The sequence below is a fragment of the Kutzneria chonburiensis genome (genome assembly GCF_028622115.1).
Classification (GTDB): domain Bacteria; phylum Actinomycetota; class Actinomycetes; order Mycobacteriales; family Pseudonocardiaceae; genus Kutzneria; species Kutzneria chonburiensis.
This window is the reverse complement of sequence record NZ_CP097263.1, coordinates 10,225,422-10,250,635: the sequence shown is the minus strand read 5'-3', so window position 1 is coordinate 10,250,635 and position 25,214 is coordinate 10,225,422. Positions and strand designations below refer to the sequence as shown.

At 69.2% G+C, this 25,214-nt stretch carries 27 protein-coding genes; 11 read left to right on the top strand and 16 right to left on the bottom strand.

Going from position 1 to position 25,214, the window contains the following annotated elements; all coding sequences use genetic code 11:
* The first annotated feature begins 7 nt into the window (after window positions 1-7).
* Entirely contained in the window at window positions 8-991 is a 984-nt protein-coding gene (locus M3Q35_RS47685) for an aldo/keto reductase (protein ID WP_273939271.1), read from the top strand.
* 37 nt (window positions 992-1,028) lie between these two features.
* Window positions 1,029-2,105 (top strand): hypothetical protein, encoded by a 1,077-nt coding sequence (locus M3Q35_RS47680; RefSeq protein ID WP_273939270.1) that lies wholly within the window; start codon window positions 1,029-1,031, stop codon window positions 2,103-2,105.
* On the opposite strand, the gene M3Q35_RS47675 is transcribed toward M3Q35_RS47680, so the two are convergent.
* The gene (locus M3Q35_RS47675; protein WP_273939269.1) at window positions 2,092-2,490 is read right to left on the bottom strand and encodes a nuclear transport factor 2 family protein; all 399 of its coding nucleotides are present in this window, start codon (window positions 2,488-2,490) and stop codon (window positions 2,092-2,094) included. The genes M3Q35_RS47680 and M3Q35_RS47675 overlap by 14 nt on opposite strands.
* A 40-nt stretch (window positions 2,491-2,530) precedes the next feature.
* On the opposite strand from M3Q35_RS47675, the gene M3Q35_RS47670 reads away from it, so the two are divergent.
* Window positions 2,531-3,367: a transglutaminase-like domain-containing protein gene (locus M3Q35_RS47670; protein WP_273939267.1), complete on the top strand. Its 837-nt coding sequence runs from the start codon at window positions 2,531-2,533 to the stop codon at window positions 3,365-3,367.
* Here the strand turns inward: M3Q35_RS47670 and M3Q35_RS47665 are convergent.
* Window positions 3,354-4,145: a class I SAM-dependent methyltransferase gene (locus tag M3Q35_RS47665; protein WP_273939266.1), complete on the bottom strand. Its 792-nt coding sequence runs from the start codon at window positions 4,143-4,145 to the stop codon at window positions 3,354-3,356. The two genes, M3Q35_RS47670 and M3Q35_RS47665, sit on opposite strands and share 14 nt — an antisense overlap.
* Before the next feature lie 86 nt (window positions 4,146-4,231).
* Here M3Q35_RS47665 and M3Q35_RS47660 point away from each other — a divergent pair, with 86 nt between their 5' ends.
* From M3Q35_RS47660 to M3Q35_RS47640, 5 genes are read left to right on the top strand one after another with little or no spacing between them, the layout of a single operon-like run.
* Window positions 4,232-5,170, top strand: a complete 939-nt coding sequence (locus tag M3Q35_RS47660; RefSeq protein ID WP_273939265.1) for an Lrp/AsnC family transcriptional regulator — start codon at window positions 4,232-4,234, stop codon at window positions 5,168-5,170.
* A gap of 54 nt (window positions 5,171-5,224) precedes the next feature.
* Entirely contained in the window at window positions 5,225-5,839 is a 615-nt protein-coding gene (locus M3Q35_RS47655; RefSeq protein ID WP_273939264.1) for a DUF899 domain-containing protein, read from the top strand.
* 47 nt (window positions 5,840-5,886) lie between these two features.
* The gene (locus M3Q35_RS47650; RefSeq protein WP_273939263.1) at window positions 5,887-6,654 is read left to right on the top strand and encodes an alpha/beta fold hydrolase; all 768 of its coding nucleotides are present in this window, start codon (window positions 5,887-5,889) and stop codon (window positions 6,652-6,654) included.
* On the top strand, window positions 6,651-7,547 hold the full coding sequence (locus M3Q35_RS47645) for a catalase family peroxidase (protein WP_273939262.1): 897 nt from the start codon (window positions 6,651-6,653) through the stop codon (window positions 7,545-7,547). Before M3Q35_RS47650 ends, M3Q35_RS47645 begins: the two co-directional genes overlap by 4 nt.
* A gap of 54 nt (window positions 7,548-7,601) precedes the next feature.
* Window positions 7,602-8,837, top strand: coding sequence for a TetR/AcrR family transcriptional regulator (locus M3Q35_RS47640; protein WP_273939261.1), 1,236 nt, complete (start codon window positions 7,602-7,604; stop codon window positions 8,835-8,837).
* Here M3Q35_RS47640 and M3Q35_RS47635 read toward each other — a convergent pair.
* Complete coding sequence (locus M3Q35_RS47635; RefSeq protein WP_273939260.1) at window positions 8,817-10,184, bottom strand: phenylacetate--CoA ligase family protein; 1,368 nt, start codon at window positions 10,182-10,184, stop codon at window positions 8,817-8,819. The two genes, M3Q35_RS47640 and M3Q35_RS47635, sit on opposite strands and share 21 nt — an antisense overlap.
* A 36-nt stretch (window positions 10,185-10,220) precedes the next feature.
* Between M3Q35_RS47635 and M3Q35_RS47630 the strand changes: the two genes are divergently transcribed.
* The 3 genes from M3Q35_RS47630 to M3Q35_RS47620 all read left to right on the top strand — a co-directional run bounded on the left by M3Q35_RS47630 (window position 10,221) and on the right by M3Q35_RS47620 (window position 12,870).
* The gene (locus tag M3Q35_RS47630) at window positions 10,221-10,607 is read left to right on the top strand and encodes a hypothetical protein (RefSeq protein WP_273939259.1); all 387 of its coding nucleotides are present in this window, start codon (window positions 10,221-10,223) and stop codon (window positions 10,605-10,607) included.
* A gap of 10 nt (window positions 10,608-10,617) precedes the next feature.
* Window positions 10,618-11,499, top strand: coding sequence for a GNAT family N-acetyltransferase (locus tag M3Q35_RS47625; protein WP_273939257.1), 882 nt, complete (start codon window positions 10,618-10,620; stop codon window positions 11,497-11,499).
* Window positions 11,500-11,769: 270 nt separating this feature from the next.
* Window positions 11,770-12,870: an HNH endonuclease signature motif containing protein gene (locus M3Q35_RS47620; protein WP_273939256.1), complete on the top strand. Its 1,101-nt coding sequence runs from the start codon at window positions 11,770-11,772 to the stop codon at window positions 12,868-12,870.
* 341 nt (window positions 12,871-13,211) lie between these two features.
* Here M3Q35_RS47620 and kstD read toward each other — a convergent pair whose 3' ends face one another.
* From kstD to M3Q35_RS47555, 13 genes are all read right to left on the bottom strand, one after another.
* The gene (kstD, locus tag M3Q35_RS47615) at window positions 13,212-14,963 is read right to left on the bottom strand and encodes a 3-oxosteroid 1-dehydrogenase (protein WP_273939255.1); all 1,752 of its coding nucleotides are present in this window, start codon (window positions 14,961-14,963) and stop codon (window positions 13,212-13,214) included.
* Between the two features lie 106 nt (window positions 14,964-15,069).
* Window positions 15,070-15,960, bottom strand: coding sequence for a TauD/TfdA dioxygenase family protein (locus tag M3Q35_RS47610; RefSeq protein WP_273939254.1), 891 nt, complete (start codon window positions 15,958-15,960; stop codon window positions 15,070-15,072).
* Window positions 15,957-16,769, bottom strand: a complete 813-nt coding sequence (locus tag M3Q35_RS47605) for an ABC transporter permease (RefSeq protein WP_273939253.1) — start codon at window positions 16,767-16,769, stop codon at window positions 15,957-15,959. Before M3Q35_RS47605 ends, M3Q35_RS47610 begins: the two co-directional genes overlap by 4 nt.
* Window positions 16,766-17,539: an ABC transporter ATP-binding protein gene (locus M3Q35_RS47600; protein WP_273939252.1), complete on the bottom strand. Its 774-nt coding sequence runs from the start codon at window positions 17,537-17,539 to the stop codon at window positions 16,766-16,768. The genes M3Q35_RS47605 and M3Q35_RS47600 overlap by 4 nt, the downstream gene beginning before the upstream one ends.
* On the bottom strand, window positions 17,536-18,519 hold the full coding sequence (locus M3Q35_RS47595; RefSeq protein WP_273939251.1) for an ABC transporter substrate-binding protein: 984 nt from the start codon (window positions 18,517-18,519) through the stop codon (window positions 17,536-17,538). The genes M3Q35_RS47600 and M3Q35_RS47595 overlap by 4 nt, the downstream gene beginning before the upstream one ends.
* Window positions 18,516-19,832 (bottom strand): LLM class flavin-dependent oxidoreductase, encoded by a 1,317-nt coding sequence (locus M3Q35_RS47590; RefSeq protein WP_273939250.1) that lies wholly within the window; start codon window positions 19,830-19,832, stop codon window positions 18,516-18,518. Before M3Q35_RS47590 ends, M3Q35_RS47595 begins: the two co-directional genes overlap by 4 nt.
* Window positions 19,833-19,891: 59 nt before the next feature.
* The gene (locus M3Q35_RS47585; protein ID WP_273939249.1) at window positions 19,892-21,001 is read right to left on the bottom strand and encodes an ROK family transcriptional regulator; all 1,110 of its coding nucleotides are present in this window, start codon (window positions 20,999-21,001) and stop codon (window positions 19,892-19,894) included.
* Window positions 21,002-21,144: 143 nt separating this feature from the next.
* Complete coding sequence (locus M3Q35_RS47580; protein WP_273939247.1) at window positions 21,145-22,185, bottom strand: LLM class flavin-dependent oxidoreductase; 1,041 nt, start codon at window positions 22,183-22,185, stop codon at window positions 21,145-21,147.
* Window positions 22,185-22,694, bottom strand: a complete 510-nt coding sequence (locus M3Q35_RS47575) for an SRPBCC family protein (protein WP_273939246.1) — start codon at window positions 22,692-22,694, stop codon at window positions 22,185-22,187. The genes M3Q35_RS47580 and M3Q35_RS47575 overlap by 1 nt, the downstream gene beginning before the upstream one ends.
* A gap of 32 nt (window positions 22,695-22,726) precedes the next feature.
* Complete coding sequence (locus tag M3Q35_RS47570) at window positions 22,727-23,236, bottom strand: winged helix-turn-helix transcriptional regulator (RefSeq protein WP_273939245.1); 510 nt, start codon at window positions 23,234-23,236, stop codon at window positions 22,727-22,729.
* Window positions 23,237-23,274: 38 nt separating this feature from the next.
* Entirely contained in the window at window positions 23,275-23,775 is a 501-nt protein-coding gene (locus tag M3Q35_RS47565) for a hypothetical protein (protein WP_273939243.1), read from the bottom strand.
* A gap of 84 nt (window positions 23,776-23,859) precedes the next feature.
* Window positions 23,860-24,300, bottom strand: a complete 441-nt coding sequence (locus M3Q35_RS47560; protein WP_273939242.1) for an ArsR/SmtB family transcription factor — start codon at window positions 24,298-24,300, stop codon at window positions 23,860-23,862.
* The gene (locus M3Q35_RS47555; protein WP_273939241.1) at window positions 24,276-24,614 is read right to left on the bottom strand and encodes a hypothetical protein; all 339 of its coding nucleotides are present in this window, start codon (window positions 24,612-24,614) and stop codon (window positions 24,276-24,278) included. Before M3Q35_RS47555 ends, M3Q35_RS47560 begins: the two co-directional genes overlap by 25 nt.
* Between the last annotated feature and the right edge of the window lie 600 nt (window positions 24,615-25,214).

Here is a 25,214-nt window from a genome sequence, read left to right as displayed (position 1 = left end):
TCGCCGCATGGAGCAACGGGTATTGGGCCGCACCGGCCGTGCGGTGTCCGTGGTCGGGCTGGGCACGTGGCAGCTGGGCGCGGACTGGGGCTCGGTCGACGAGCGGGACGCGCTGGCCGTGCTGGAGTCGTCCGTCGAGGCCGGGGTCACCTTCTTCGACACCGCCGACGTCTACGGCGACGGCCGCAGCGAGCAGCTGATCGGCCGGTTCCTGCGTGAGCGCCCGGATTCCGGGGTGTTCGTGGCGACCAAGATGGGCCGCCGCGAGCCGCAGGAGGTCGAGCGCTACAACCTGGACAACTTCCGCGCCTGGAACGACCGGTCGCGGGCCAACCTCGGCGTCGACACGCTGGACCTGGTCCAGCTGCACTGCCCGCCGACCGTCACGTACTCGACCGACCGGGTCTTCGACGCGCTGGACACGATGGTCGACGAGGGCCGGATCGCGTCGTACGGCGTGAGCGTCGAAACTGTCGATGAGGCACTGACGGCGATCGCACGGGAGCACGTGGCCAGCGTGCAGATCATCCTCAACGCCTTCCGCCTCAAGCCGCTGGAGCGCGTGCTGCCGGCCGCCGCGGACGCCGGTGTCGGCATCATCGCCCGGGTTCCGTTGGCGTCCGGCCTGCTGTCCGGGCGCTACACGCACGACTCCGTGTTCAGCGCCGACGACCACCGCAACTACAACCGCCGTGGCGAGGCGTTCGACGTCGGCGAGACCTTCTCCGGCGTGGACTACGACAACGGCGTGGAGGCGGCCCGCGAGTTCGCGGCTTTGATCCCGGCCGGCACCACCCCGGCGCAGGCCGCGCTGCGCTGGATCATCCAGCAGCCCGGCGTCAGCACCGTCATCCCCGGCGCGCGCAACGTCGAGCAGGCCAAGGCCAACGCCGGCGCGGCCGACGGGCCCGAGCTGGACGCCGACACGCTCAAGGCGATCGCCGAGCTCTACGACCGTCGGATCCGGCCGCAGGTGCACGACCGCTGGTGACCGGTTTGTGTCGGTGTGGGCGGCTAGGGTCGACGGCATGGCTTCCAGTTCGCCGCCCCGACCGCTAGCGCCCGGTGACGTCGTCGCCGTCCACTCGCCGTACCTCGGCGAGTGGACGGCGGCGCAGATCATCACCCTCGATGGCCGGTACGCCGGCGTGCTGGAGCTCGACTGGTCGGGGCCGGAGCCTTGCGACCTTGCCGACGTGGCACTGCGGCCGCTCGTGCGCACCCATCACGCGTGGGACAACGAGCTGTCGTACTGCAACCAGCCGTGGGTGCTGCCGCGCCAGTTCAAGATCCTCGGCAATGCTCCGCTGCTGCACGACGAGCCGTCGCGGACGTACGGCGGGTACTGGCTGATCGGGTTGCAGCTGCGGGCGCAACGGGCCTGGGACAACGGCATCGAGGACGACGACTGCCCGTGGGCTGCTTCGTTTCCGGCCTCGGACCTGGTCGCCGATCCGGCGCTGACCGACGTGCGGATCACCGACATCGCCGAGTTCGACTGCGGCCGGCTGGTCGGCATGTTCCCGCGACTCACCGATCTGGCGCTCGTTGGTCGGCTTGGCTCGTTGATCAACGCCGAGCGGCTCAACGAGCTGACCACGTTGCGCCGGCTGGAAATCTCCGACCTGTACGGCATGACCGCCGCCGACTGCCCGCTGCCGGCACGGCTGCCATCGCTGGAGTTGATCAGCCTCGACGGCATCCCCGCCGAGTACGCCGCCGCCGTCCGCTCGGCCTGGAAACCCGAGGCGCCCCAGGGCGTCTACCTGGACATCCATGCCGCCCGCAAGCCCGAGTGGGTCGCCGAGAACCTCGACAACCCGTTGCGGGACTGGGACGGCCGGCCGCACATCAGCGCCGCCCGGTACAAGAAGGCCGTCGCCGCCTACAAAACCGCCCGCCGGGCCGTGCTCGCCGCCTCCTCGGCCGAGGAGTTCGACCGGATCGGCCGTGCGTACGCCGAGGCCTTCAACCAGCTCAACAGCCGCACCCCGTTCCTCGACACCGCCGACGCCGAGGACCTTCTCGACGCCCTTTCCCCTCTCGTCGAGCCGTGGGCGTTGGAAAGCCTGCACGCCGGCATCGAGGCCGTCAGGGACTGGTGAACAATGCCGCCGTGATCAGCTCCGTGTCCACGTAGTCGGTCATCCGGCGGATCCTGCCGTCCTCGAACGTCGCCACGATGCAGTACGTGTTGTTGTAGGGCTTTCCGGTCACCGCCATCGCCTCGGCCGTCGCCAGCATCACCACGTCGTCGCCGTCCGCGATGAACCGGTCGAACGTGAACCGGATCGGGCCGGCCAGCCGCGAGGCCAACGGCCGTAACAGCCCGTCCAGCACCTCCTGCTTGCCGCGGAACGTGCCCGACAGCCTGGTGCTGCCGATGATCGTCCACTCCACGTCGTCGGCCAGCGCCGCCAGCAGCGGCTGCGGGTCGCCGGCCGAGACCGCCGTGTACACGTCGCGGAGCCGGTCCTTGTTGGTCGTCATTCCTTGACTGTGACACGGTGTCAGGGCGTAGACCTGGGTGGTGGACTACGCGACGCAGAGCCGTTTCTCCGATCCCGGCCGGCACGCCGACTGGCTGGCCGGCACACCCGCCGACTTCGCCGCGTTGCGGGACATCGCGTCCGGCCTGGTCTTCCACTACCGGGCCCACGGCGACCCCCTCGACCACGGCTTCGCCCCGGCCCGGCGGGCCGAGATCGATCTCCGCTACGCCGAGGCCATGCTCGGCCGGCTCCGGGAGCTCGATCCCACCCTTTCGGGCAGCCCACGCCGCCCCACCGACCAGATTCTCGGCTGCTGCCGGGACTCCACCCTGCTCTACGTCACGCTGCTGCGCCACCACGGGATCCCCGCCCGCGGCCGCGTCGGCTTCGCCGGCTACCTGGTGCCCGGCTGGCACCTCGACCACGTGGTCGCCGAGCTGTGGGACGGTTCTCGGTGGCGGCTCGTCGATCCCGACTTCGCGTCTCTGGACTCGGTCGATGTGCTCGACGTGCCCCGGTCAAGCTTCCTGGTCGGGGCCGAAGCCTGGCGGGCCCTGCGCTCCGGGGCAGTGGATCCCTCTACCGTCGCCGTCGCGCCTGACATCGCCGAGCCGTTCCTGCGGGGTCTCCCCTACGCGCGGCACAACCTCGCCCTCGACATCGCCGCGATGAACAAGCACGAGATGCTGCTGTGGGACATCTGGGGCGGCATGGGCCTCGACCCCGTGGTCAACGGATCAGACGCCGTCCGGGCCGACCGTGTCGCCGGTATCGACCCGGTCGACGCCTTCGCCGAACCGGACCTGCACGTGCCGACGACGATCCGGTCCCGTAATCCCGACACCGGTGATTGGACCGAGGTCACCCTCCACTGAGGACGGCGTGCACCAGGTAGCCGTGCCCGACGCCGGGTGTGCCCCGCGGCACCTCGGGATACCCCCACCGCCCATACGAATTGCCGACGGCGTCGAACAGCGAGACCTCGCACGTCCAGTCGGCCAACAGCTTCTCGGGCTCGTCGGTGCCGAACTGCCAGGCGCTGCCCATCTCGGCGAACCGGTCGAGCATCGGCTTCATCGGCGCACTGTCCAAAAGGGACTGTCCGACGACGTCGATGAGCAGGTGACTGCCGGGGGCGGACAGCTTGGTGATGTGGTCGACGAGCCGGTGCACGGCGTCCGCCGGCAGGTACTGGGTGAGCCCCTCGACGGTCCACACGGTCGGCCGTGACGGGTCGAAGCCGGCGGCGAGCAGCGCGGGCGGCCAGTCGGCGGCGAGGTCGACGCCGACCGGGTGGCGGCGGGATCGAGCCGGCTCGGCGATGAGCTCTTCCTTGAGCCGCAGCACCTCCGGCCGGTCCAGCTCGAACAGGTCGGTGTCGCGCAGCACATCGAGCCGCCAGGCCCGGGCGTCCATGCCGGCGGCGACGATCACCAGCTGCTCGGGCCCGATGGCGGTGAGCTGGTCGTCCAGCCACTTGGTGCGCACGGAGATGGTGGAGTTGTCGCCGAACTCGGCGAGCAGGTCGTCGCCGGCCCCGCCGGCCAGCCGCTCGGCGTACGGGTCGTGGAAAAGGGCGTCGGGCCGCAGCGATTCGCGGGCCCGCATGGCCGCGGTGAGCCGCCCGGTCTGGGCCACCTGGTCAAGTTCCATGGATCCGAGCATGCCTCCGACCAGGCGCGATGGGCCATTGAAACTGGTTAGTCTGACGGAATCCGAAGTTGGACTAGCCTGTTCTGGTGGATTCACTCGACCGACAGCTCGTGCACGCGCTCGGCGTGGACGGCCGCGCCCCGTTCAGCCGGATCGCGACGGTGCTGGGCTGCTCCGACCGCACGATCGCGCACCGCTACCGCCAGCTCCACGACGCCGGCCTGCGCGTCGTCGGCGTGGTCGACGCCGCCCACACCGGCCACGTGGACTGGATGGTGCGCATCCACTGCGCCCCCGACGCCGCGTCCACCGTGGCCACGGCCCTGTCCCGCCGCGACGACACGAGCTGGGTCGGCATCCTGTCCGGCGGCACGGAGATCACCTGCATCACCCGTATCCGAACGGGCGACGACTACCTGCTGCTGGAGCGCCTCGCCCGCACGCCCCGGATCAACGGCCTGACCGCGCACTGCATGATCCGCGGCCTGGCCGGCGTCGGCGGCTGGCCGGGCCGGCTGTCCACGCTCACGTCGGAACAAATAGCCGCGATCCAGCCGGCCGTGACGACCGCCGGTCCGGTCGGCGAGCTGACAGCGGCGGACTGGGCGCTGGCCGGCGCGCTGGGCATCGACGGCCGCACCACCTACCCCCGGCTGGCCGCGGTGACCGGATGGTCGGAGTCGACGGTCCGGCGCCGGCTGGCCGAGCTGCTGGCGGCCGGCGTCCTGTACTTCGACATCGACATCGACCCCACCCTGTTCGGCTACGCCTGCCAGGTGATCATCTGGCTGACCGTGCAGCCGGCCGCGCTCAACGCCATCGCGCAAACGCTTGCCAGCCACGTGGAGGTGGCATTCGCCGCCGCCACCACCGGGGCCACCAACATCGTCGCCTTCGTCGTGGTGCACGACCTCGACGAGCTCTACGACTACCTGGCCGACCGGATCGGCGGCCTGCCGGGCGTGCTCCAGGTCGACACCTCCCCGATGGGACGCCAGGTGAAATACGCCGGCCGGATCGTGTAGAGAATCGCGAATCGGCTCCGACTGTCTCTCGTAGCGCTACGAGAGGAGCACGTGATGAACGTTGTCGAGCCCGAGGAGTGGCTGGCCGCGCGCAAGGAGCTGGAGGTCCGCGAGCAGGAGCTGGAAGCCGCGCGGGAAGCCGTCCGCACGGCCCGCCGGCAGCTGCCGGTGAAGCGCGTGGACAAGCCGTACGTCTTCCGGGGCGCGGACGGCGAGGCCGGCCTGCTGGACCTGTTCGACGGCCGCCGCCAGCTCATCGTCTACCACTTCATGTTCGACCCGAGCTGGCCGCAGGGCTGCAAATGGTGCTCGTACCTGGTCGACAACATCGGCCACCTGTCACACCTGCACGTCCGCGACACCTCGCTGGTCCTGATGTCCCGCGCCACGATCGAGCAGATCCTGCCGTTCCGCGAGCGCATGGGCTGGACCTTCCCCTGGTACTCCTCGCACGACACCGACTTCAACACCGACTTCCAGGCCACGCAGGACAACATGGAGCAGGGCGGGGTCAGCGTGTTCCTGCGCGACGGCGACACCGTGTACCACACCTACTCGGCCTTCGGTGAGAGCACCGACGTGCTCCACACCATGGACAACTATCTGGACCTCACTCCGTCCGGTCGCGGCGACAACATGAACTGGCTACGTCACCACGACAGGTACTGACCCCGTCCCGGGTGGACGAACTACCATGGCGTCAACTGGGGGACGCCATGGAATGGGACATTCGGGTGCACGGCCCGCACGACGCGGTCGACTCCGTGTTGCTGCTGTCGGGCGGGCTCATCACCGCCGAGTTCTACGCCGAAATCGCGGCACGGCCGGAATTGGCCGGGCTGAAGCTGGTGGCCGCCACGCTGCCCGGGCATGGTGGCTCGCCGCCGCCTCGTGACCCGAGCGTCGAGGCGTGCGCGCACGAAGCGGCCAAACTGGCCACCGAGCACGGATGTTCGGTGGTTGCTGGCTACAGCATGGGCGCGAACGTGGCGTTGGAGATGGCCGCGGCCGAGGGTTTCACCGGCCCTCTCATCCTGCTGGGGCCCAGTTTCTCCGTTTCCGACGAGATGCTGACGCTGCGCGTGCTCGACCGGCTGGCCATGGTGCTGGGCACGCTGCCGTACCGGTTCATGCTGGAATTCACCGATGTGGCGCTCAATGCCGCACAACTGCCGCCGGAACGGCGAAACGTGCTCGGAAACGAGGTGCGGAAGAACAGTCCCGGCGAACTCCGGCGGCTGATCCGGGCGTACCTGGACTACCTTCGTGGACACGGGTCCGTCGCATCGCGGCTGTGTGAGACGGGCGTGCCGGCCTGGGTCGTGCACGCCGAACGCGGCGACGGCGGGCTCACCGCGGCCGAACGCCGCATCCTGACCGCCTGTCCCACCACCACGGTCGTGACCGTGCCGGGCACGAGTTGGTTCCTGCCCAACGAGAAGCCCGAGCTGGTCGCCGGCCTGATCCTCGGAGCGCTACGTTGACCGACCCCGTGACCGTTGTCGACGCGATGGAGCGGATGTCCGGGCGGCACCCCGGTTTCCGCCGGGCCCACGCCCTCGGCCGCTGCTACGACGCCGTGTTCACCCCGTCCGGCGCGGCCGCCGCGTACACGACCGCCGTGCACTTGCAGGGCTCACCGACACCGGCGATCGTGCGTTACTCCAACACCGCCGGCGATCCAAGCCAACCCGACGGCGGGGCCGCGGTGCGTGGCATGTCCGTGAAGTTCCTGTCACCGGAAACGGACCTGGTGTCGCTCAACGTGCCGGTGTTCATGGCGTCGACGCCGGCCAAGTTCCTGGACATGACCAGGGCGCTGACCGACAAGCCCAGCGGCAGCACCGAACGGGCCGACGCGGTGATCGCGTTCATCACCGCGAACCCCGAGTCCACGCACGCCTTCCAGGAGGCGGCGACCATTCCCGTGCCGGAAAGCTACGCCACCATCCGGTTCTGGGCCCAGCACGCGTTCGTGTGGGTCGGCCCGGACGGCGTGCGCCGATTCGTCCGGTACCGCTGGGAACCGGCTTCGCTGCGCCACCTGACGGCCGAGGACACCGCCGAGTGGCCGCCGGGGCACCTGTTGGACGAGCTGGAGGACCGACTTCCGGTGACGTTCAGCCTACGCGTGCAGTTCGCCGGCCCCGAGGACCCGACCAACGATCCCACGCAGGCCTGGCCGGCCGACCGGCCGGAGATCGACGCCGGCACGCTGGAGATCGTGAAACCGGTGGCGGACCAGGAGTTCTGGGACCGTTCGGTGTTCGACCCGACCCGGTTGACCGACGGCATCGAGCTGTCCGACGACCCCGTGCTGGCGTATCGCAAGCAGGCGTACGCGGAGGGACACCGCCGCCGGGCCGCCGGCGCGTAGCTGTCCCCAGTAGTTGTCCACTGTGGAGTGACCAACCTGCGGTACGCTGGGCCCATGCGCGATACCCGCATCCTGGACGCCGCGGCCGAGGTGTTCGCGACGCAGGGCCTGTCGGCCACCCTCGCCGACGTCGCCAAGCAGGCCGACGTCGGCGTGGCCACGGTGTACCGGTGGTTCGCGAGCAAGGACGACCTGGTGCACGGGGTGTATGCGACGCGGGTCGCGGAGGCCGAGGAGCTGGCCCGGCTGGCCGCCGCGGCGGCCGAGCCGTGGACCGGGGTCGCGGCCTTCCTGGAGCGCATGGCCGTCGACATCGCCGCCGACAAGGGCTGGCACGAGCTGCTCACCGGCTCGTACACGGAGATTCTCGGCTGTGCCCCCACCGGGCTGGTCGATCTGGTCGAGGCCGGCCGGCGCCGCATCGGCGAGCACGTCGCGGTGCTGGTCCGGCGGGCCAAGGAGGCCGGGCAGCTGCGGGCCGACTTCGAGCCGTCCGACCTGATGCCGCTGGCGCTGTCCGTGCAGGCGGCGGGCGATTTGCACCAGCGGGCTGTCGGTTTCCTGTTGGACGGCCTGCGGGTCGCGCGGGACCGGCCCAGTGCGCTGCCCGCGCCGGTGCAGCGGGACCGTGATTCGCTTGCCTTGGACCGGATGCGCCGGGCCGGCTCGCGGCCGCCGTTGCGGGGCATGCAATCCCCGTCGCAGCTGGACGTGATCGTGCGGACCGCGCTGGAGCTGCTGGACGAGTCCGGTTTCGACGCCGTGACACTGCGGGCGGTGGCCGCGCGGATCGGCGTGCGGCTGAACACCGTGTCCTGGCACGTGAAGACCAAGGCCCGGCTGCACGATCTGATGGCCGACGCGGTGCTGGCCGAGATCGACCTGGACGGGCTGCCCGAGGACTGGCGGGAACGGGTCAGCGCGCTCGCGCACCGCTACCGCCGGGCCCTGCTCTCGCACCGTGACGGCGGACGGCTGGTGGCCAGCACTTTCGGCGCCGAACCGGCCACCCTGGCCGCCGCCGACACCTTGGTCGCCGCGCTGCTGGACGGCGGCCTGCCCGCGCCGGCGGCGGCGTGGACCTGTTGGACCATCATCTACTTCACGTTGGGGCTGGTGCAGGAGGAGCAGGGCACCCCGGGCGCGCTGGCCGACCAGGTCGCCGGAACCGGGCGTTTCCCGTCGCTGGCGCTGGTGCTGCCGCACCTGGCCGACGACGAGTACGAGACCCGGTTCCGGTTCGGGCTGGACCTCATCCTGGCCTCGGCGTCACAGCCGCTGCACGCCTGAGCGCGTGTAGCGGTGCTTCACGCCGACCGGGAAGTACTCGGGGTCGCCGGCCGGCCGCAGCTCCACCTCGGGCAGCTGCCGCTCCGTGGGCACATAGTGCGCGAACTCGCTGTTCAGCCTTCGTAGCTGGTCTCGGATCGCGGTGGCTACTGCTTGTGGATCGCCGGTCTTGTCCTTGGCCAGTTCGACCGTGATCCTGAGCCGGCGGTCCCGGTTGTCGTCCTCCACCGCCTCCAGCACGAACTTGCCGGTGACGAAGTCGCTGATGCCCGGCTGCTCGAGGCCGACCGTGACGTTCTCCGGGTACACGTTGGCGCCGAAGAACGACACCGTGAACAGGGAACGCCCGAACACGAAGACGAACGGCAGGTCGTCGCCTTGGGGCGGCTGGAAGCCGTTGGCCCGGCAGAATTCCAGCATCGCGTCGTGGGCGACGATGCCGCCCTCGTCGGCGATGTGGTACCGGATCAGCGGGATTCCGTTGTCCCCGCTGAACAGCAGCGTTCCTTCGTGCGTCTCGAAATACCGGCTCTTGGGGTCGTACTGGACGAGCGTCGGCAGCCTCGAGTCGCCGAACAGCTCCCGGGCCAGGTCCGGGCGGCCGGCCAGAAACCGCCGGATGCTCACCGACAGCGCCGTCTCGTTGCCCAGCACGCCCGCGTCGGCCGTGCCGTACAGCGAGGCCACGTGGTTGATCGGGTCCTCGATGCTGGCCCGCTGCGAGACGAGGTCCCGCCACTCCTCGCTGAACACCTCGCCGGCCAGCACCAGCTTGATGCTGTGGCGATCCCAGTGTTCGCCGGAGTCGATCACGTCCTTGACGAAGGGCGGGTAGCCCAGCAGCACCGTCTGGTCGAAGTACCCGGCCAGCTCCGGGATGACCCGGAGGATCTCCGCCTTGTTGTTGCCCGGGGCGACACAGGTGATGCGGTAGCCCCGGGCCGCCAGATGCCGTACGCAGGCCAGCGTGAACAGCCCGCCGACCCAGGTGCCGAGCGGAAAACAGATCACCGCCAGGGTGGACTTGTGGGAGGCGTCGAAGCCGTCCCGGAAGATCTGCTCGAACCGGTCGGTGATGTGCTGCTCGTCCTGGGCCGACCGGGGCCAGATCGTCGGCTCGCCGCTGGAGCCCGAGGACACCGCCACCATGTCGCAGCCGTCCAGGCGGCCGTGCCGGCACATTTCCGGCAGCGGATACTTCCGATGATAGGAATTCTTGTCCAGCATCGGCAGTCGGGCGAATTCGGTCACCGCCGCCGGATCCACGCCGCGCTCGGCCAGGAACTTCCGGTACGCCGGCACCGTCGCCGCCACCTCATGGAACAGCGCCATCGGCTCGTCGTTCACCCCGCCGACCCTACCCTGGCGGCACTACCATGAGCTGTGGCCGGCACGACCGTTGGTTACCTGCTGGTGTACCTCGTGTTGACGATGGTGCCGGCGGCCTTCTGCTGGCTGCTGCTGTCGCTGCCCGACGTCTACGACTTCTTACGCCGCCTGCGCCGCCGCCGTACCCCCTCCGGCCCGTCCATCCAGTTCCTCGCCCAGCGCCTGCGGCACGTGCACCGCACCCTGCTCGAGTTCGAGCCCGGCACCCCCGCGCTGCGTCGGTACGCCGCCCGCCAGGCCTATGACGATTTGTTGCGGCAGGCCTGCCGCGCCTTGGAGGTGCCGCAGCGGCTCGACGAGTTCCCCGAGGGCATGGACAAGGAGATCGAACGGCTGCGCGTTGAGGAAGCATTACGCCGTGCCGGGCTCCGCATCCCGTAGCTTCAGTGTCGTGGACCCTCTCTCGGATCAGCACTTCTCCCGTCTGCGCCGCTTGGATCCCTTGCTGCCTTTGGGGGTTGCTCTTCCTTCGGACGGTGTTCGCTGGGACGTTCCCGGCGGCACCGCCGTTGCCCGGGTGGTCGCCGCCGATCCGGCGACCCTCGACCACACGTGGAACCCCACCGAGCGCCACGTCCTCACCGCTCACGTCGGTGTCGGCGATCCCGCCGGGTCGTTGGACGCCCTGCTGTCCCGTTGGCCCCCCGTCGTGTCTTCCCCCGATTCCGCCGCCTCGATCACGTGGCCTTCTCGCGATGCTGTCGTCGTGCCCACCCTGTTGTCCCACGGCCTCGCGCCCCTTTCCGTGCTGGCCATTCGCGTTGCCGGCCAGGAGTCGCCCGGTGGTCCGGCTGTAACCGTTCGACAGGCCACTGACGCGGATCTTTCCTCCCTGGTCGCCATGGAGGTGGAGTTGGTCCGGTGGAACCAGGTCCTCGGTCAGATGACCTTGCGGTCCAACACCGCTTCACTCATTCGAGCCAAGTATTCGGATGGTCGTCGCCCTTGGTCCTGGCTGGCCCTGGTCGACAACGTCCCCGCCGGCTTCCTCACCGTGCTAGACCCTGCCGCCACCCCTTGGGCTTCGCGCCTCAGCTCCTTCGACCGTGTCGCCTATCTCTCGGATCTCTTTGTCCTGCCCCAGTTCCGTGGTTCCTCCGCCGGCACGTCTTTGGTGCGACAGGTCCACGCCGACCTCGACGCCGCCGGCTTCTCGGCCGTGTTGCTGCACTACCTGGGCATGAACGCCTTGGCCGCCCCCTTCTGGCACCGCTGCGGCTACCGACCCCTGACTGCGACCTGGGAGGTCCGCCCCGCCACACACCTCCGCTAGCCACTCACCCGCCATGCAGCGTTCCTTCCCCTGCGCCACAGCATCTCCACCGGCATACCCACACCACAAGCACCTCCCATCCCCTCACCGGCCCGCTGCTCACACCCCCTCCCCCACACCATCCCCTCCGCTTCATAACCCCTGCGCCACAACAGTTTTCTCCACTCACAGCTTTCGTGACCGAAAGTCATTGCCCGCCAAGGAATTCTCACTCTATCGAGCGATAGTCACACGTCGAGTCGATCTTTGGGCGGGCGTAGAATTGCTGGTATGGACAGGAAAGTCGCTCGTATCATCGAGATCGAGCACCAGAAACGAGCGCTCGACGCCGAGCAACTCCGCCTCACCGCCGAGATCGCCACCGACGAATACGTCGCCACCGACCTCGCCCTGGCCTTACAGCTCTCGCCCTCCAACGCCGAGGACTACGTCGACTGGGCCACCCGCGTCGAGACCTACTTCCCCGACGTCATCGACGCCATGGCCGCCGGCATCATCAGCGAACGCTCCGCCCACGCCATCGTCGATCCGACGCGGTTCTATCCCGAAGAGCTCGCCCAACGGGTGGTGAGCGCCACCCTGGCGACCGCCGCCGGCCGGACCCCGCAACAACTCCGCCGCTCGTCGCTGGGCCGACTCCAACGCGCCGACCCCGCCCTGCACTTCCTCAAACGGGAAGAAGCCCGCCGCAACCGCAAAGTCATCATCTACGACGAAGAAGACAGCATGGCCACCCTGGCCTGCCAACAACCCGCCGAGATCGCCCAGGCCATGTACACCAAGATCGATCGGATCGCCCAACAGGAAACCAAAAACGGGCGCACCATCGACGAGGTCCGTGCGGATGTCATGGCCGGGTTAATCCTGGAAGACCCCAAGACCGCTGGTTTGAAGCCGTTGATTCAGGTGACTGTGCCGATCACCGCCTTGCTCGGTGTGGACGAGCGCCCCGGCCAACTGGACACCGGCCAACTCCTCCCCGCGCCGGTTGTCCGGGAACTCATGTCCCACCCCGGCACGATCTTCCACCGTCTCCTCACCGACAAAGCCGGCCAGCTCCTGGAATACAGCCCCGACATCTACCGGCCGAAGGCCGATGTCGACCGGTTCATCCGCACCCGACACCGCACGTGCGTGATGCCCTGCTGCTCCCATCCCTCACGATCCTGCGACATCGACCACGCCACCGCCTGGCCCGAAGGCAAGTCGACCGGTACCAACCTCGGGCCGTTGGATCGAAAGCATCATCGGTATAAGCACGCGACCAAGGCGAAGGTGACCATCGCGGACGATGGCACGACGACGCTGGAGACGCGGTGGGGGCTGACCTACACGACTAAGCCCGAACCTGTTGAAGAACCCCCGTTCTAGGGAGCTCTCCAAGCTTTCGAGCACCAGGTGTCGGCAAGCGAGGGTCACGGGCCTGGCGGCGCCGCTGCCGCGGCCACGACGGCTAGACCACGGGTGGACAGACTACGGGGCCGTCGCGGCCTTGCCCCTTGGCACCGTGGGCGCGTCAAGTGGGGGTCCAGTCCGCTGGTTGCGTTCGTTGGCTCGCTTGCGTTGAGTGGGGGTCCTGCTTCCCGATGGGCATGCGGTGGTCCTTAGCCCCTGCTCCCTCCACCATCCTCCGCACTGCCAACCTACGGCGGTACACCGATGGCTGTCACCATGGGCACCAACGCCCCACCCACTCCACTCGTCGCGACTCCTCAGGCCACTCCGGCGACGTCATTGCCTGCCACGTAGCCGAAAGTCATCGCGGGGCCGATGGTCGAGCCGGCGCCGGCGTAGCTCCGGCCCATCACGGCGGCGCTGGCGTTGCCGGCGGCCCACAGGCCGGGGATGACGGAGCCGTCGGGGCGCAGGACGCGGGCACGGGCGTCGGTGACCAGGCCGCCCTTGGTGCCCAGGTCGCCGGGGACGATCTTGAAGGCGTAGAAGGGGGCCTCCCACAGGGGAGCGAGGCAGGAGTTGGGGATCACGGCGGGGTCGGTGTAGTAGTGGTCGTAAGCGCTGCGGCCACGGCCGAAGTCCGAATCCACGCCGCTGAAGGCGAAGCCGTTGAAGCGGTTGACGGTGGTGCGGAGGGCGGCAGCCGGGACGTTGATCTTCGCGGCGAGGTCCTCGATGGACCAGGCGTTGAAGACCTGGCCGGACTGGTACCACGCGTCGGGAAGGCCGAGGGCGGGCAGGACATCGCGGAACAGGTAGCGGTTGCGGTAGTTCTGGTCGGTGATCAACCACGCGGGAATGTCGGGCGCGGAGGGGTTCTTGTCGTACATGACATGCACGACATCGCTGTACAGGGCGGCCTCGTTGACGAAACGCTGACCGGCCTGGTTGATCAGGATGCTGCCGGGCAGGGTGCGCTCGGCCAGGCAGAAGTAGGGCTCGTCGGGCAGCGGAATGGCTGGGCCCCACCAAGAATCGTCCATGAGACCCAGGTCGGCGCCGGCGCGGATGCCGGCCTGGATGCCGTCGCCGGTGTTCTCCTTGGCTCCGACGGACCAATAGGTGGTGATGGGTTGACGCTGGTACCGCACCCGCATCTCGGCGTTGTGCTCGAAGCCGCCGGAACCGATGATCACGCCGCGGCGGGCCCGGACCAGGCCGGGAACGCCGTTGCTGGACACGACAACGCCGGTGACACGGTCGCCTTCGATGTTCAGGTCGACGAGCGGGGTGTTGAGCCAGACGGGAACGTTGGCGGCGAGCAACCCGGCGCGAAGCCCGGCGGCGAGGGCCTGGCCCATGGTCAAGGGCTTCTGGCCGGCGGCCGCGGCGGCGGTGCCACGGGCGAGGCAGCCGGCGGACACCGCAAGGCCCTTTCCGTTGACAGCGGCCAGGTTGAGCCACTTGTACTCGGAACTGAAGACGACCAGCCCGGCCGGCACGGCAAGGTACGACGGATTGAGATGCGCGAGCTCGGCGCCGAGCAGGTTGCCGTCGAACATGTCGGGCTCGATGGACCGGCCGTTGGGCATGCCGCCGGGCAGCTCGGGATAGTAATCGCTGTAGCCGTCCATGAACCGGAACCGCAGCGGACTGTTGGCCAACACGAACGAGATCATCGCGGGGCCGTTGTCCAGAAACGCCTTCTGCCGCGCCGGCGACGAGCCGTTGCCGACAACGGCGGCCAGGTACTGTGCCCCCTTGGCGTACGTGTCGGGCACGCCGGCGGCCAACACCACCGGATTGTTGGGGATCCAGATCCCGGCCCCGGACCGGGCGGCCGACCCGCCGAAGGTCGGGGCCTTCTCCACGACGACGCAACTGAGCCCGCGCTTGGCGGCGGTCAGCGCGGCGGTCATGCCGGAGGCGCCGGAGCCGACGATGACCACGTCGTACTCGCCGAGCACGGGCACACTGCTTGCCCCGGCGGGAAAGTTGCTCAACAGGGTGGTTGCGACAGCAAGACCCGAGCCACGCAGTACCTGGCGGCGGGACAGGGAATCGGGCATGGCGGGGCCTCCATCGTCGTTGACGGGCCCAGCCATGATCCCGAAAATCCCGCCCCTGGCGACCCGCCGAACGGCGGACTTCCCGATTGTCCCTGGCGGACAACGGTTACGTGTAGTGCTCCGCCTCATCGCCCTCGAGCACGTAGCTCTGCGCCCCGTCGACACCGACCGGCACGTCGCCGGCCAGGGTCACGCGGTGCAGCAGCCGCGGCAGGTCCCCGTAGTCGTCCGGGGCGTAGTGCTGCGTGCTGCGGTTGTCGAAGAAGATCACGTCACCGGGCGACCAACGCCAGCGGGCGACGTTCTCCGGCCGCGTCACGTAAGACTGGAGCAGGCGCAGGATGTCGTGCGACTCGGAGGCGTTGAGCCCGACGATGCGCTGCGCGAAGCCGCCGATGAACAGGCCCCGCTCGCCCGACTCGGGATGCACCCGCACCACCGGATGGGCGGTGCGGTACTTGCGTGACGTGAACACCTTGCGGCGTTCGGCCGCCACGGAGTTGACCGGCGGATCGGCGTAGTCGTAGTCGTTGGTGTGCACGGCCCACAACTTGTCGGCGAACTCCCGCAGCGGAGTCGGCAGATCGTTGTACGCGGCGACCGCGTTGGCCACCAAGGTGTTCCCACCGTACGGCGGTACCACGAGCGCCCGCAGCGTGCTGGCCTTGGGCGGCGTGCGCACGAAGGTGACATCGGTGTGCCAGCGGTTGGCCCGCACGCCCTCCTCCCCGTTCACGGCCAGCACGTGCGGCTGCCCGTCCACGGACGGCACGGTCGGATGCGCGCCGGTCAGCTCGCCGAACAGCGAGGCGAACCGGGTCTGGCCGGCGTCGTCGAGGTGCTGCTCACGGAAGAACAACACCTTGTGCTCGACCAGGGCGGCGTTGATCTCGGTGACGATGGCCGGCTCGATGCCGGCGGCGAGGTCGACGCCGACGATCTCGGCCCCGATCCGGCCGCCGACCCGGCGCACCTCGAATCCCGTTGTCGCGGTCATGACTTTTCCCTTCGCCAGGACGTGAACCGTCGTTCCAGTGCGACCAGGAGCTGGTTGAACACCACCCCGATGACCGAGATGGTCACGATGCCCGCGTACATCTGCGGGATCGCGAAGTTGAACTGCGCGGCGTTGACCAGGTAGCCGAGGCCGGCCTTGGCCCCGACCATCTCGGCCGCCACCAGCACGAGAATGGACACCGCGCCGGCCAGCCGGATGCCGGTGAACACGGTCGGCGCGGCCGCCGGCAGGATCACCTTCTGGAACAGCCGCAGCGGCGACAAATCCAGCGAGCGGGCCAGTTTCAGCAGGGTCGGGTCGACAGTGCGGACAGCGCTGATGGTGTTCAGCAGGATCGGCCACACGCAGGCGTACAGCACGATCGACACTTTCGACGTCTCGCCGATGCCCAGCAGCAGCACGAAAACCGGCAGCAGGGCCAGCGCGGCGGTGTTGCGGAACACCTCGAGCAGCGGCCCGAGCAGCTCGGCCACCGGGCGGTACCAGCCGATGAGCAGCCCGAGCGGCACGGCCACGGCGACCGCCAAGCCGAATCCGGTCAGCGAACGGCCCAGGCTGGCCACCGTGTTGTCCAGCAGCTGACCGTCGGCCAACAGCTGCCACCACGCCACCATGACCTCGGAGAACGGCGGCAGGAACGTGGAGTCCACCAGCCCGAGTCGTGGGGCGGCCTCCCAGACGGCCAACAGGGCGATGATCGCGGCCGACCGGTAGAGGATCTTACGTAGGAAGCCCAGGCCGAGGGTTGCCCTGCGCGCCAATGGAATAGCAAGCTCGACCGTGCTCATCGCGCCACCTCCAAGCGCTGCGCCCGGGCCACCTCGTCGTGCAGCAGCTCCCAGATCTCGTGCCGGTACCGCCCGAACTCCGTGCTGGAGCGCAGGTCCCGCACCTCACTGCGGTTGCCCAGGTCGATCCGAACGGTCCGCTTGACCCGGCCCGGCCGCGAGGTCAGCACGGCGACCGTCTGTCCCAAGTAGACAGCCTCGTCGATGCCGTGCGTGATGAACACGATCGTCTTGCCGGTACGCTGCCAGATCCGCAACAGCTCGTCCTGCAACGACTCCCGGGTCTGCGCGTCGAGCGCCGCGAACGGCTCGTCCATCAGCAGTACCTCGGGGTCGTAGGCCAGGCTGCGCGCGATCGCCACCCGCTGCCGCATGCCACCGGACAGCTCGTGCGGGTGCCGGTCCTCGAACCCGTTGAGCCCCACCAGGTCCAGGAACTCACGGGCCAGCGCGACCCGTTGCCGCCGCGGCACCCCGGTGGCCTCCAGGCCGAACTCGACGTTGCCCAGCGCGGTCCGCCAGGGCAACAGGGCGTACTGCTGGAACACGACGCCCCGATCAAGGCCGGGGCCGTCGATCGGCTTGCCGTGCAACAGAAGTTGGCCGCTGGTCGGCGTGGTCAGGCCGGCCAGCAAGTCGAGCAGGGTGGACTTGCCGCAGCCGCTCGGCCCGACCAGCACCACGAACTCGCCGGCCGCCACGTCCAGGTCGACGCCGTCCAGCGCGGTGAAGTCGCCGAAGTCCTTGGTCACGCCGCGCAGGCTGATCACGGCCCCACCCCGTTGAACTCGTTGGTGTACAAGGACGATATGTCCACCTTTTTGTTCGCCAGCTCGCCGCGCCCGGCCAGCCAGTCCACCCACATGGACAGCTCGTGCTCGGACACCCGGCCACCCTTCTCGGCCACACCCCACGACTTCCAGAACTTCAGCGCCGACCCGTCCTCGTTGCGCTTGCGCTTGGCCACGATCCGCGTCATCCGGTCCACGACCTGCGCGGTCGGCGTGCTGCGGCTCCACTCGATGGCCTTGCCGACACCGGTGACGAAGGTCCGCACGGTGTCCGGGTTCTGCTTGATGAAGCGGTCGGTGAAGACGTAGGTGCCGGCGGTGAACGGGCCGAGGAGCTCGAAGTCGGTGAACAGCTTGCGGATGCCGCCGGTCTGCAAGGCCTTGTCCCGCAGGATGCCGCCGAGCACGGCGACGTCGATCTGGCTCTGCCGCAACGACTGCTCGGTGTTGACCGGCGGCACCACCAGCGGCTCGGTCTTCTTCGGGTCCACGCCGGCCCGTTGCAGGTAGATGTCCAGCATGGCCTCGCTGTGCGCGCCCAGCGTGTTCATGCCGATCTTCTTGCCGGCCAGGTCGGCGGCCGACCGGATCGGACTGTTCTCCTGGACGTAGAAGCCGTTGTAGGCACGGTCGTCGGAGCCGTAGTAGCCGACCACCGCCTTGATCGGCGCGCCGGCCGCGGCCAGTTTGACCACGGCCCCGTTGAACGCGCCGCCGAAGTCGGTCTGGCCGGTGGCGGCGGACTGGATGTCCTGCGGTCCGCTGATCGTGTTGCCGACCCAGTCCAGCGTGACGTCGCCCAGGTAGCCCAGGTCGGCGGCGAGCTCGGGCAGCGTGACCGCGCCGGCGCTGCCCTGGTAGCGCAGCGTCTTCGTGCCGCTGCCGCTGCCGCTGGCGGTGCCGCAGGCCGTGCTGACCGCGGCCGCGCCGGCCAACGCGAGAAATGCTCTTCGCTTCATCGGGAAATCCGTTCGAAACGGCCGACCGGCCGGGCGAGACCGTAGTGGCCGCGCAATGTGTCGGCACTGTAACCGGTACGGAACAAACCGCGCCTGCGCAGTTCCGGAATGACGTGGTCGACGAATTCCTCCAGCCCGGACGGCAACAGCGGCGGCATCACGTTGAATCCGTCGGCGGCGCCACCCTCGTGCCAGCGCTGAATGTGGTCGGCGATCTGCACGGGCGTGCCGGCGATGACCTGGTGTCCACGGCCGCCGCCGAGCCGGCCGATGAGTTGCCGCAACGTCAACTTGTCCCGCTCGGCCAGGTCTCGGACCAGCTCGAACCGGCTCTTCGCGCCGTTGATGTGCGTGACCGGCGGCAGGGGCGGCAGCGGCGCGTCCAGCGGGTGGTCGTTGAGGTCGACGCCGATCAGCTCGGACAGCTGCCGCACCGCGCGGACCGGCACGATCAGCTCGTCCAGCTCGTCGGACAGCCGCCGCGCCTCGGCCTCGGTCGACCCGAGCACCGGCACGATGCCGGGCAGCACCTTGAGCTCGTCGGGCAGCCGGTCGTTGGCCGCGAGCCGCGACTTCAGGTCCCGGTAGAAGGCCTGCCCCTCCTCGAAGGTCTGCTGCGCGGTGAACACCGCCTCGGCGTGCCGGGCGGCGAACGCCTTGCCGTCCTCCGACGAGCCGGCCTGCACCAGCAGCGGTCGCCCCTGCGGGCTGCGCACCGCGTTCAGCGGGCCTCTGACCTGGTAGAACCGGCCGCGATGGTTGATCTCGTGCACCTTGTCCGGGTCGGCGAACACGCCGCTGGCCGGGTCGACGACCAGCGCGTCGTCGTCCCAGCTGTCCCACAGCGCGGTGACCACGTCCAGGAACTCGTCGGCCCGCTCGTAGCGCTCGGCGTGATCGGCGACGGCGTCCCGGTTGAAGTTCTGCGCGGCCCGGTCGCCGGCCGAGGTGACGATGTTCCAGCCGGCGCGGCCGCCGCTGATGTGGTCGAGCGAGGAGAACAGCCGGGCCAGGTTGTACGGCTCGGTGTAGCTGGTCGAGGCGGTGGCGATGAGGCCGACGTGCGTGGTCGCCGCGGCCATCGCGGTGAGCAGCGTGATCGGCTCGAACTTGCCGGCGGCGGTGTGCTGGACGTCGCCCCAGATCTGCACACCGTCGGCCAGGAACACGGAGTCGAATGCGCCCCTTTCGGCGATTGTGGCCAGGTTCTGGAAATGTCGCACGTCATTGACGAGCGAGGGGTCGGTTCTCGGGTGCCGCCACGCGGCTTCGTGATGTCCTACGCCCATCAGGAATGCGTTGAGGTGCAACATGGCTGCAATGATGTGAACCGCGCGTCGGCACGGTCAACATTGCGTCGGCTGAAAATATGTCAACCCACTGTGTGGGACAGCGGATCGGTGTAGAGCACGCCCAGGGCGACCGCGCCGCCGGCCACGGCCAGCACCGTGTCGGCGGCGAAGCTGCTGGGCAGCACGGTGTGTTCCGGCGCCGCGCACAGCCGGGACCGGGCGGCGATCTCCTCGCGCAGCGCCGCCAGGCACTCCGGGAAAGTGATCACGCCGAGCTCGGTGACGACCAGCACCTCCGGGTTGACGACGTCGTACAGCAGCGCGGCGGCCCGGCCGACCAGCCGGGCGCGTTCCACGAACGGCGTTGAATCCTGTTGTCCGGCAAGGAGTTCCGGCATGGTCACGCCGGCGACACGACGGGCCCAGGCATCGTCGGACACCGTGGCCTCGAAGCAGCCGCGGTGCCCGAGCAGGCACTGCACGTCCGAGTCGCCGAGCGGCAGATGGGCGACGTCACCGGCGGCCGATCGGGGGCCGCGGTGGGTCGCGCCACCGGTGACGATCGCCGCGTCGACGACGTTGCCCACGAACAGATGCAGCGCCGACTCGCGGGACCGGATCTCCCCGAACAGCTGCTCCGCCTGGACCAGCGCGCGGGCGTGGCTGTCCGTGTGCACGGGCAGTCCAGTGGCACCGGCAAGGATTTCTCGCACCGGAACGTTGCGCCAGCCCAACGATGTGTGCTCGACGATCACGCCGTTGTCGGTGTCGACCCAGCCGCCGGCCGCCACGCCGATCGCCAACGGTGTCCGGCCGGCGAGAAACCCGGGCAGGACATCGGTGATCGCCCGCAGCACGGCGTGCTGGTCCGGGTCGACGTGCGGGATCTGTTGCTGAACAAGGACATTGCCGCGTAGGTCGAGCAGCGACAGCGTGACGTGGGCGTGCGCGATGTGCACGCCGCAGACCGTGTGCCGGCCGGTGTCGATGTCCACCGGCACGTGCGGGCGGCCCATTCCGTTGCGGGACACCGGCTCGTCGGTCTCGGTGAGCAGGCCGCGGTCGGCCAGGCTGCCGCAGTGCCGGGACACGCCGGCCGGGCTCAGGCCGGTCAGCCGGGCGATCGTGCTGCGCGCGACCGGCCCGTGCCGGAGCACGGCGCGCAGCACGGTGGCGGGGGCACCGGACATGACCCGATCGTCACACCGCAAGGCCCCAATGCCAAGTGCGTACCAAGCCTTGGGAACCCCGTGAGTCCCGCCCACAGTCATACCGAACTGTTGAATCCGTTTCACACATTCGGTGTGACGCTGGGCGGGACTCACGTGGGTCGTCAGGTCAGGGTGCGGACCATGTCCAGGGCCCGGCCGAGGTTGTCCAGCTTGACGCCCAGGGTGTCGCCGGCCGGGTACATCCGGACCAGGTCGACGCCGGCGTCCCGCCACACCTTCAGCCGTTCGCGCACCATCGGCTCGGTGCCGATCAGCGTCGTGGCCAGCACCATGTCGTCCGTGACTCGTTCGGTGGCGCCGTCGCGATCGCCGGCCTGCCAACGTTCCCGCACCTCGGCGGCGACCTCGGCCCAGCCCTGCCGGCTGTAGGCGTCGTTGTAGAAGTTGACGCTGGCCGAACCCATGCCGCCGAGGCTGAACGCCAGCTCCTTCTTGCGGCCGGCGACCATGGCCCGCAAGGCATCCTCGTCCGGCGCGAACGACACCTCGGCGCCTTGGCAGACGTCGAGATCGCGGCGGGTGCGGCCGGAGCGGGCCAGGCCGGCGTCGAGGTGGGTGAAGTAGGCGGCCGAGCCCTCGGGCACGAAGCTGGTGCCGAGCCAGCCGTCGGCGATCTCGCCGGTCAGCTCCAGCATCTTCGGCGACAGCGTGGCCAGATAGATGAGGATGTCCGGGTTCGGGGCTATGGACAGCCGCATCGGCCGGATACCCTCGCCCGGCAGCGGAATGGTGAAGTGCTTGCCGCTGAGGGAGATCTTCTCGCCGGCGAACACCTCGCGGATGACCTGCACGGTCTCGCGCATCCGGCTGAGCGGCCGGTCGAACGGCACGCCGTGCAGCCCTTGCACCACCTGCGGTCCGGAAGCACCCAGCCCCAACGCGAACCGGCCGTCCGACAGTTGGGCCAGCGTGAGCGCGGCCTGCGCGATGGCCACGGGCGTACGCGTGCCGAGCTGGATAATGCCCGAGCCGAGCCGAATCCGGTCCGTACGGGCGGCGAGATAGCCCAGCACCGATGGCGCGTCCGAGCCCCACGCCTCGGCCACCCAGCAGGTGTCGAGGCCGAGCTTTTCCGCTTCCAGCACGAAATCCAGCGTGGTCGCCCAGTCGGTGGACGCCTCGATCGTCGTCGCGGTCCGCATCAGGAGTTCTCCACCCGCTGCTTGATCTGGGCCAGCGTGCCGGTGATGGCGTTCTCGAACTCGCGCAGCCGGACGAAGACGATCTTCTGTTCCTTGTCCGGCATCCGGTCGATCGCGTGCGACAGACCGGAGCGCGCCGGGCCCATCTGCATCCATTGGGTCAGCTCGGTGCCGCCGTCGCGCGGCGTCAGCGTGAACCGCCACAGCGCCGTCGGGTTGTCCGGGTCCTGCACCGCCCAGCCGAACACGCGCGGCGGCTCGAACTCGACGATCTGCGAGGTGGTGGCCCACTCCCCCAGCGCATCGTGCTTGCTGGCGCCGACGAACCGCGCGCCCAGCGCCGGCCCGGCCGCGCCGTCACACCACGTGACCGACTGGAGCTCGGGACTCATCTCCGGCATCAGCGAGACGTCGGCGACCACCGCCCACACCCGCTCCGGCGGACCGTCGATCCAGGTCCGCACCTGCACCGTCGGCTTGTCGGCGTACCGCGCTCCGGTCCACTCCATGAGTGGATGGTCTCTTAGATAGACTCAGCATTTCAACGGGCGTTTTGCGCGGCGAATCGCTGGACGACGTCCGGGCGCTTGGCCAGCTTCTCCGGGTAGCCGGGACCCATCCGGTGCCGCACCTCGTCGGCCGCCAGCGGCTCCTTGCAGTGCGCGCACACCACCTCGGCCTGGGTGTCGTGGCCGCACTTGTCGTGATGCAGCGTGATCGGCGGGCCGGCTTCCTCGGCCAGCCAGCGGTCGCCCCAGGCCATCATCGCGGCGAGCACCGGCCAGAAGTCGCGCCCCTTCTCCGTCAGCACGTAGTCGTGCCGGACCGGTTCGGACTGGTAGGGCACCTTCTCCATCAGGCCCTCGTCGACCAGCCGCCGGAGCCGGTCGACGAGGGTGTTGCGGGCGATGCCCAGTGCCTGCTGGAACTCGTCGAAGCGGCGGATGCCGTAGAACGACTCGCGCAGGACCAGCGGCGTCCACCAGTCGCCGAGCAGGTCCATGGTGCGGGCGACCGAGCACGGCCAGTGCGCGAACGAGGTCCGTCTCATGGGCTCATGCTAGTCGGTCCAGCAATGAGACCCAGCAGCTAAGCGAGGGTCTTGCAGACGTCTTCGCTGGTGCCTTGGCGGACCGTGTACTCACGCGACTTGTCCGCGTGCACCACGAGCACGAAGTGCCCGTGCGTGACGTAGTCGCCGGCTTGGCCGGTGCCCGGGAAGATCGGGGCGACGCTGTTGCCCCACAGATCGAACTCGCGGCTGCCGTCCGGTTGGTGCAGCACGCGGATGAAGCCGGTGACGTCGCGGTCGATCGTCCTGCCGGTCGCCACGTTGCCGAATCTGATGCCGAGCGGCCCCGTGAACTCCTCGATTCTCGTCGCGCCGCTCTGGTAGGAGCGGGTGAACTCGTTGTCGTACAGGATGTCTCCCTTCAGCCCGAACGGGCAGAGGGCACCCGCCGCGAATTCGAACGGGTCGGTGTGCGTCCGCTGCCAGCCGTCGGCGTCGGCGGCCCTCGCCGTCGACGCCGACACCGCCAGCAGGGCCCCCGCCGCCGCAGCGGCAACGCACGTGGTCAGCTTTCGCATGGTTCTCCCCTGCTTCCCTTGCCGGAGAACCCATCGTGAGCTAACGGTCCACGCCGCCGCGACCATTAGGCCGTGGCCTAATGGTCAGCTGTGGTCGATCAGCAGCCGGCTGCCCAGCGTCGTCCGTTCGTACAGGACGGAGCGTCCGTCGCGGCGCGAGCGCACCAGGTTGCTGCGTTTGAGCACCGCCAGGTGTTCGCTCACCGTGGCCGCCGTGACGCCCAGCGTTTGCGCCAGTTGCGTCGTCGAGCGGGGAAGTTCCAGCAGTACCAGCAATGTCGCCCGGCTTCGGCCCACCAGTCCGGCCAGCGGCGTCACCGTTTCCCGTGGCGGCCCGTCGCTCCACACCGTGCCCACCCCTCGGACCGGAAACGCGATGGCCGGTTGGTAGTCGTCCGTGTCGAAGACCGCGATCCTTGGCCAGATGAACACACTCGGGATCAGCAGCACCCCCGCCCCCGCTGTTCTCACGCTCGCACTGTGCGCCGCCAGATGCAGCTTCAGCCGATCGTCCGCGTACTCCACCTGCGGGTGCAGCTCTTGGAACAGCCGGTCCAGGCCCCCTTGGTCAGCGCCGCCGACCGGTGCGCCAGATCCGCGTCGTACAGCGCTTTGATCCTCGGCCACGCCGGCTCGATCGCCTTGTGCCAGTACGTCGTCAGCACTTCCGCCAGTTCCGCCAGATGTCGCGGCGGGTTGTCGTACAGCGGCCGCAGCCGGCTCGGCAGATCCTCCGGCCAGCACAGATCCAGTTCCCGCCGAACCTCTTCCGCGCTCGTCTCCCTGACCCGCTCCACCTCGTCCTCGAACGCGCCGTCCGTTTCTCGCGGCGGCGGCACCAGGAATCCCGGGTAGTAGTTGCCTTTCGCCGTCAGGGCATTCAGCAGGCTCAGATCCTCCCCCGCCAGCCCCGCCTTCGCCGCCTTGATCCAGGGTCCGTGCAGCGCCGCCCTTTTCGGCCCGCCAGCACCCCGAGGCTGAACGTCACCTCTTCCAGCGCCGACCGTCCGAACCGCACCCGCGCCAGGTCCTTCGCCCCCACCACCAGCTCGATCACCCGCGCACCCCCGAGCTAGATCAACAGCGCTGAGCAGGCCCCCGTTTCCAGCCTAGCCCCCGAAGCCCGAACGCCGCTCCGGAGCGATCTTCGTCCCCCTCGCCGACCCGGCCTTCCCATGTTGATCTGGTTGGATTGATTCGGGGGCTGCCCGTCACGGCAGTGCGAGGTGGTCCAGCCGGGTGCCCGCCCCGCGCGCTCGACACCACGGTGCCTGCCATCGCCGTTCGCGCTCGACATTGCGCGGACTGAGGACGCACCGTGTCTGCGTTTTGGTGCCCGCGCCGCGCGCCCGGCAGCCCGCCGGTACCCATCCTCCTTCAGCTTCAGGACGCAAGACGCACGGGGACCTTGCGGGCCCGCAACTCCCGGTCGGGTACGC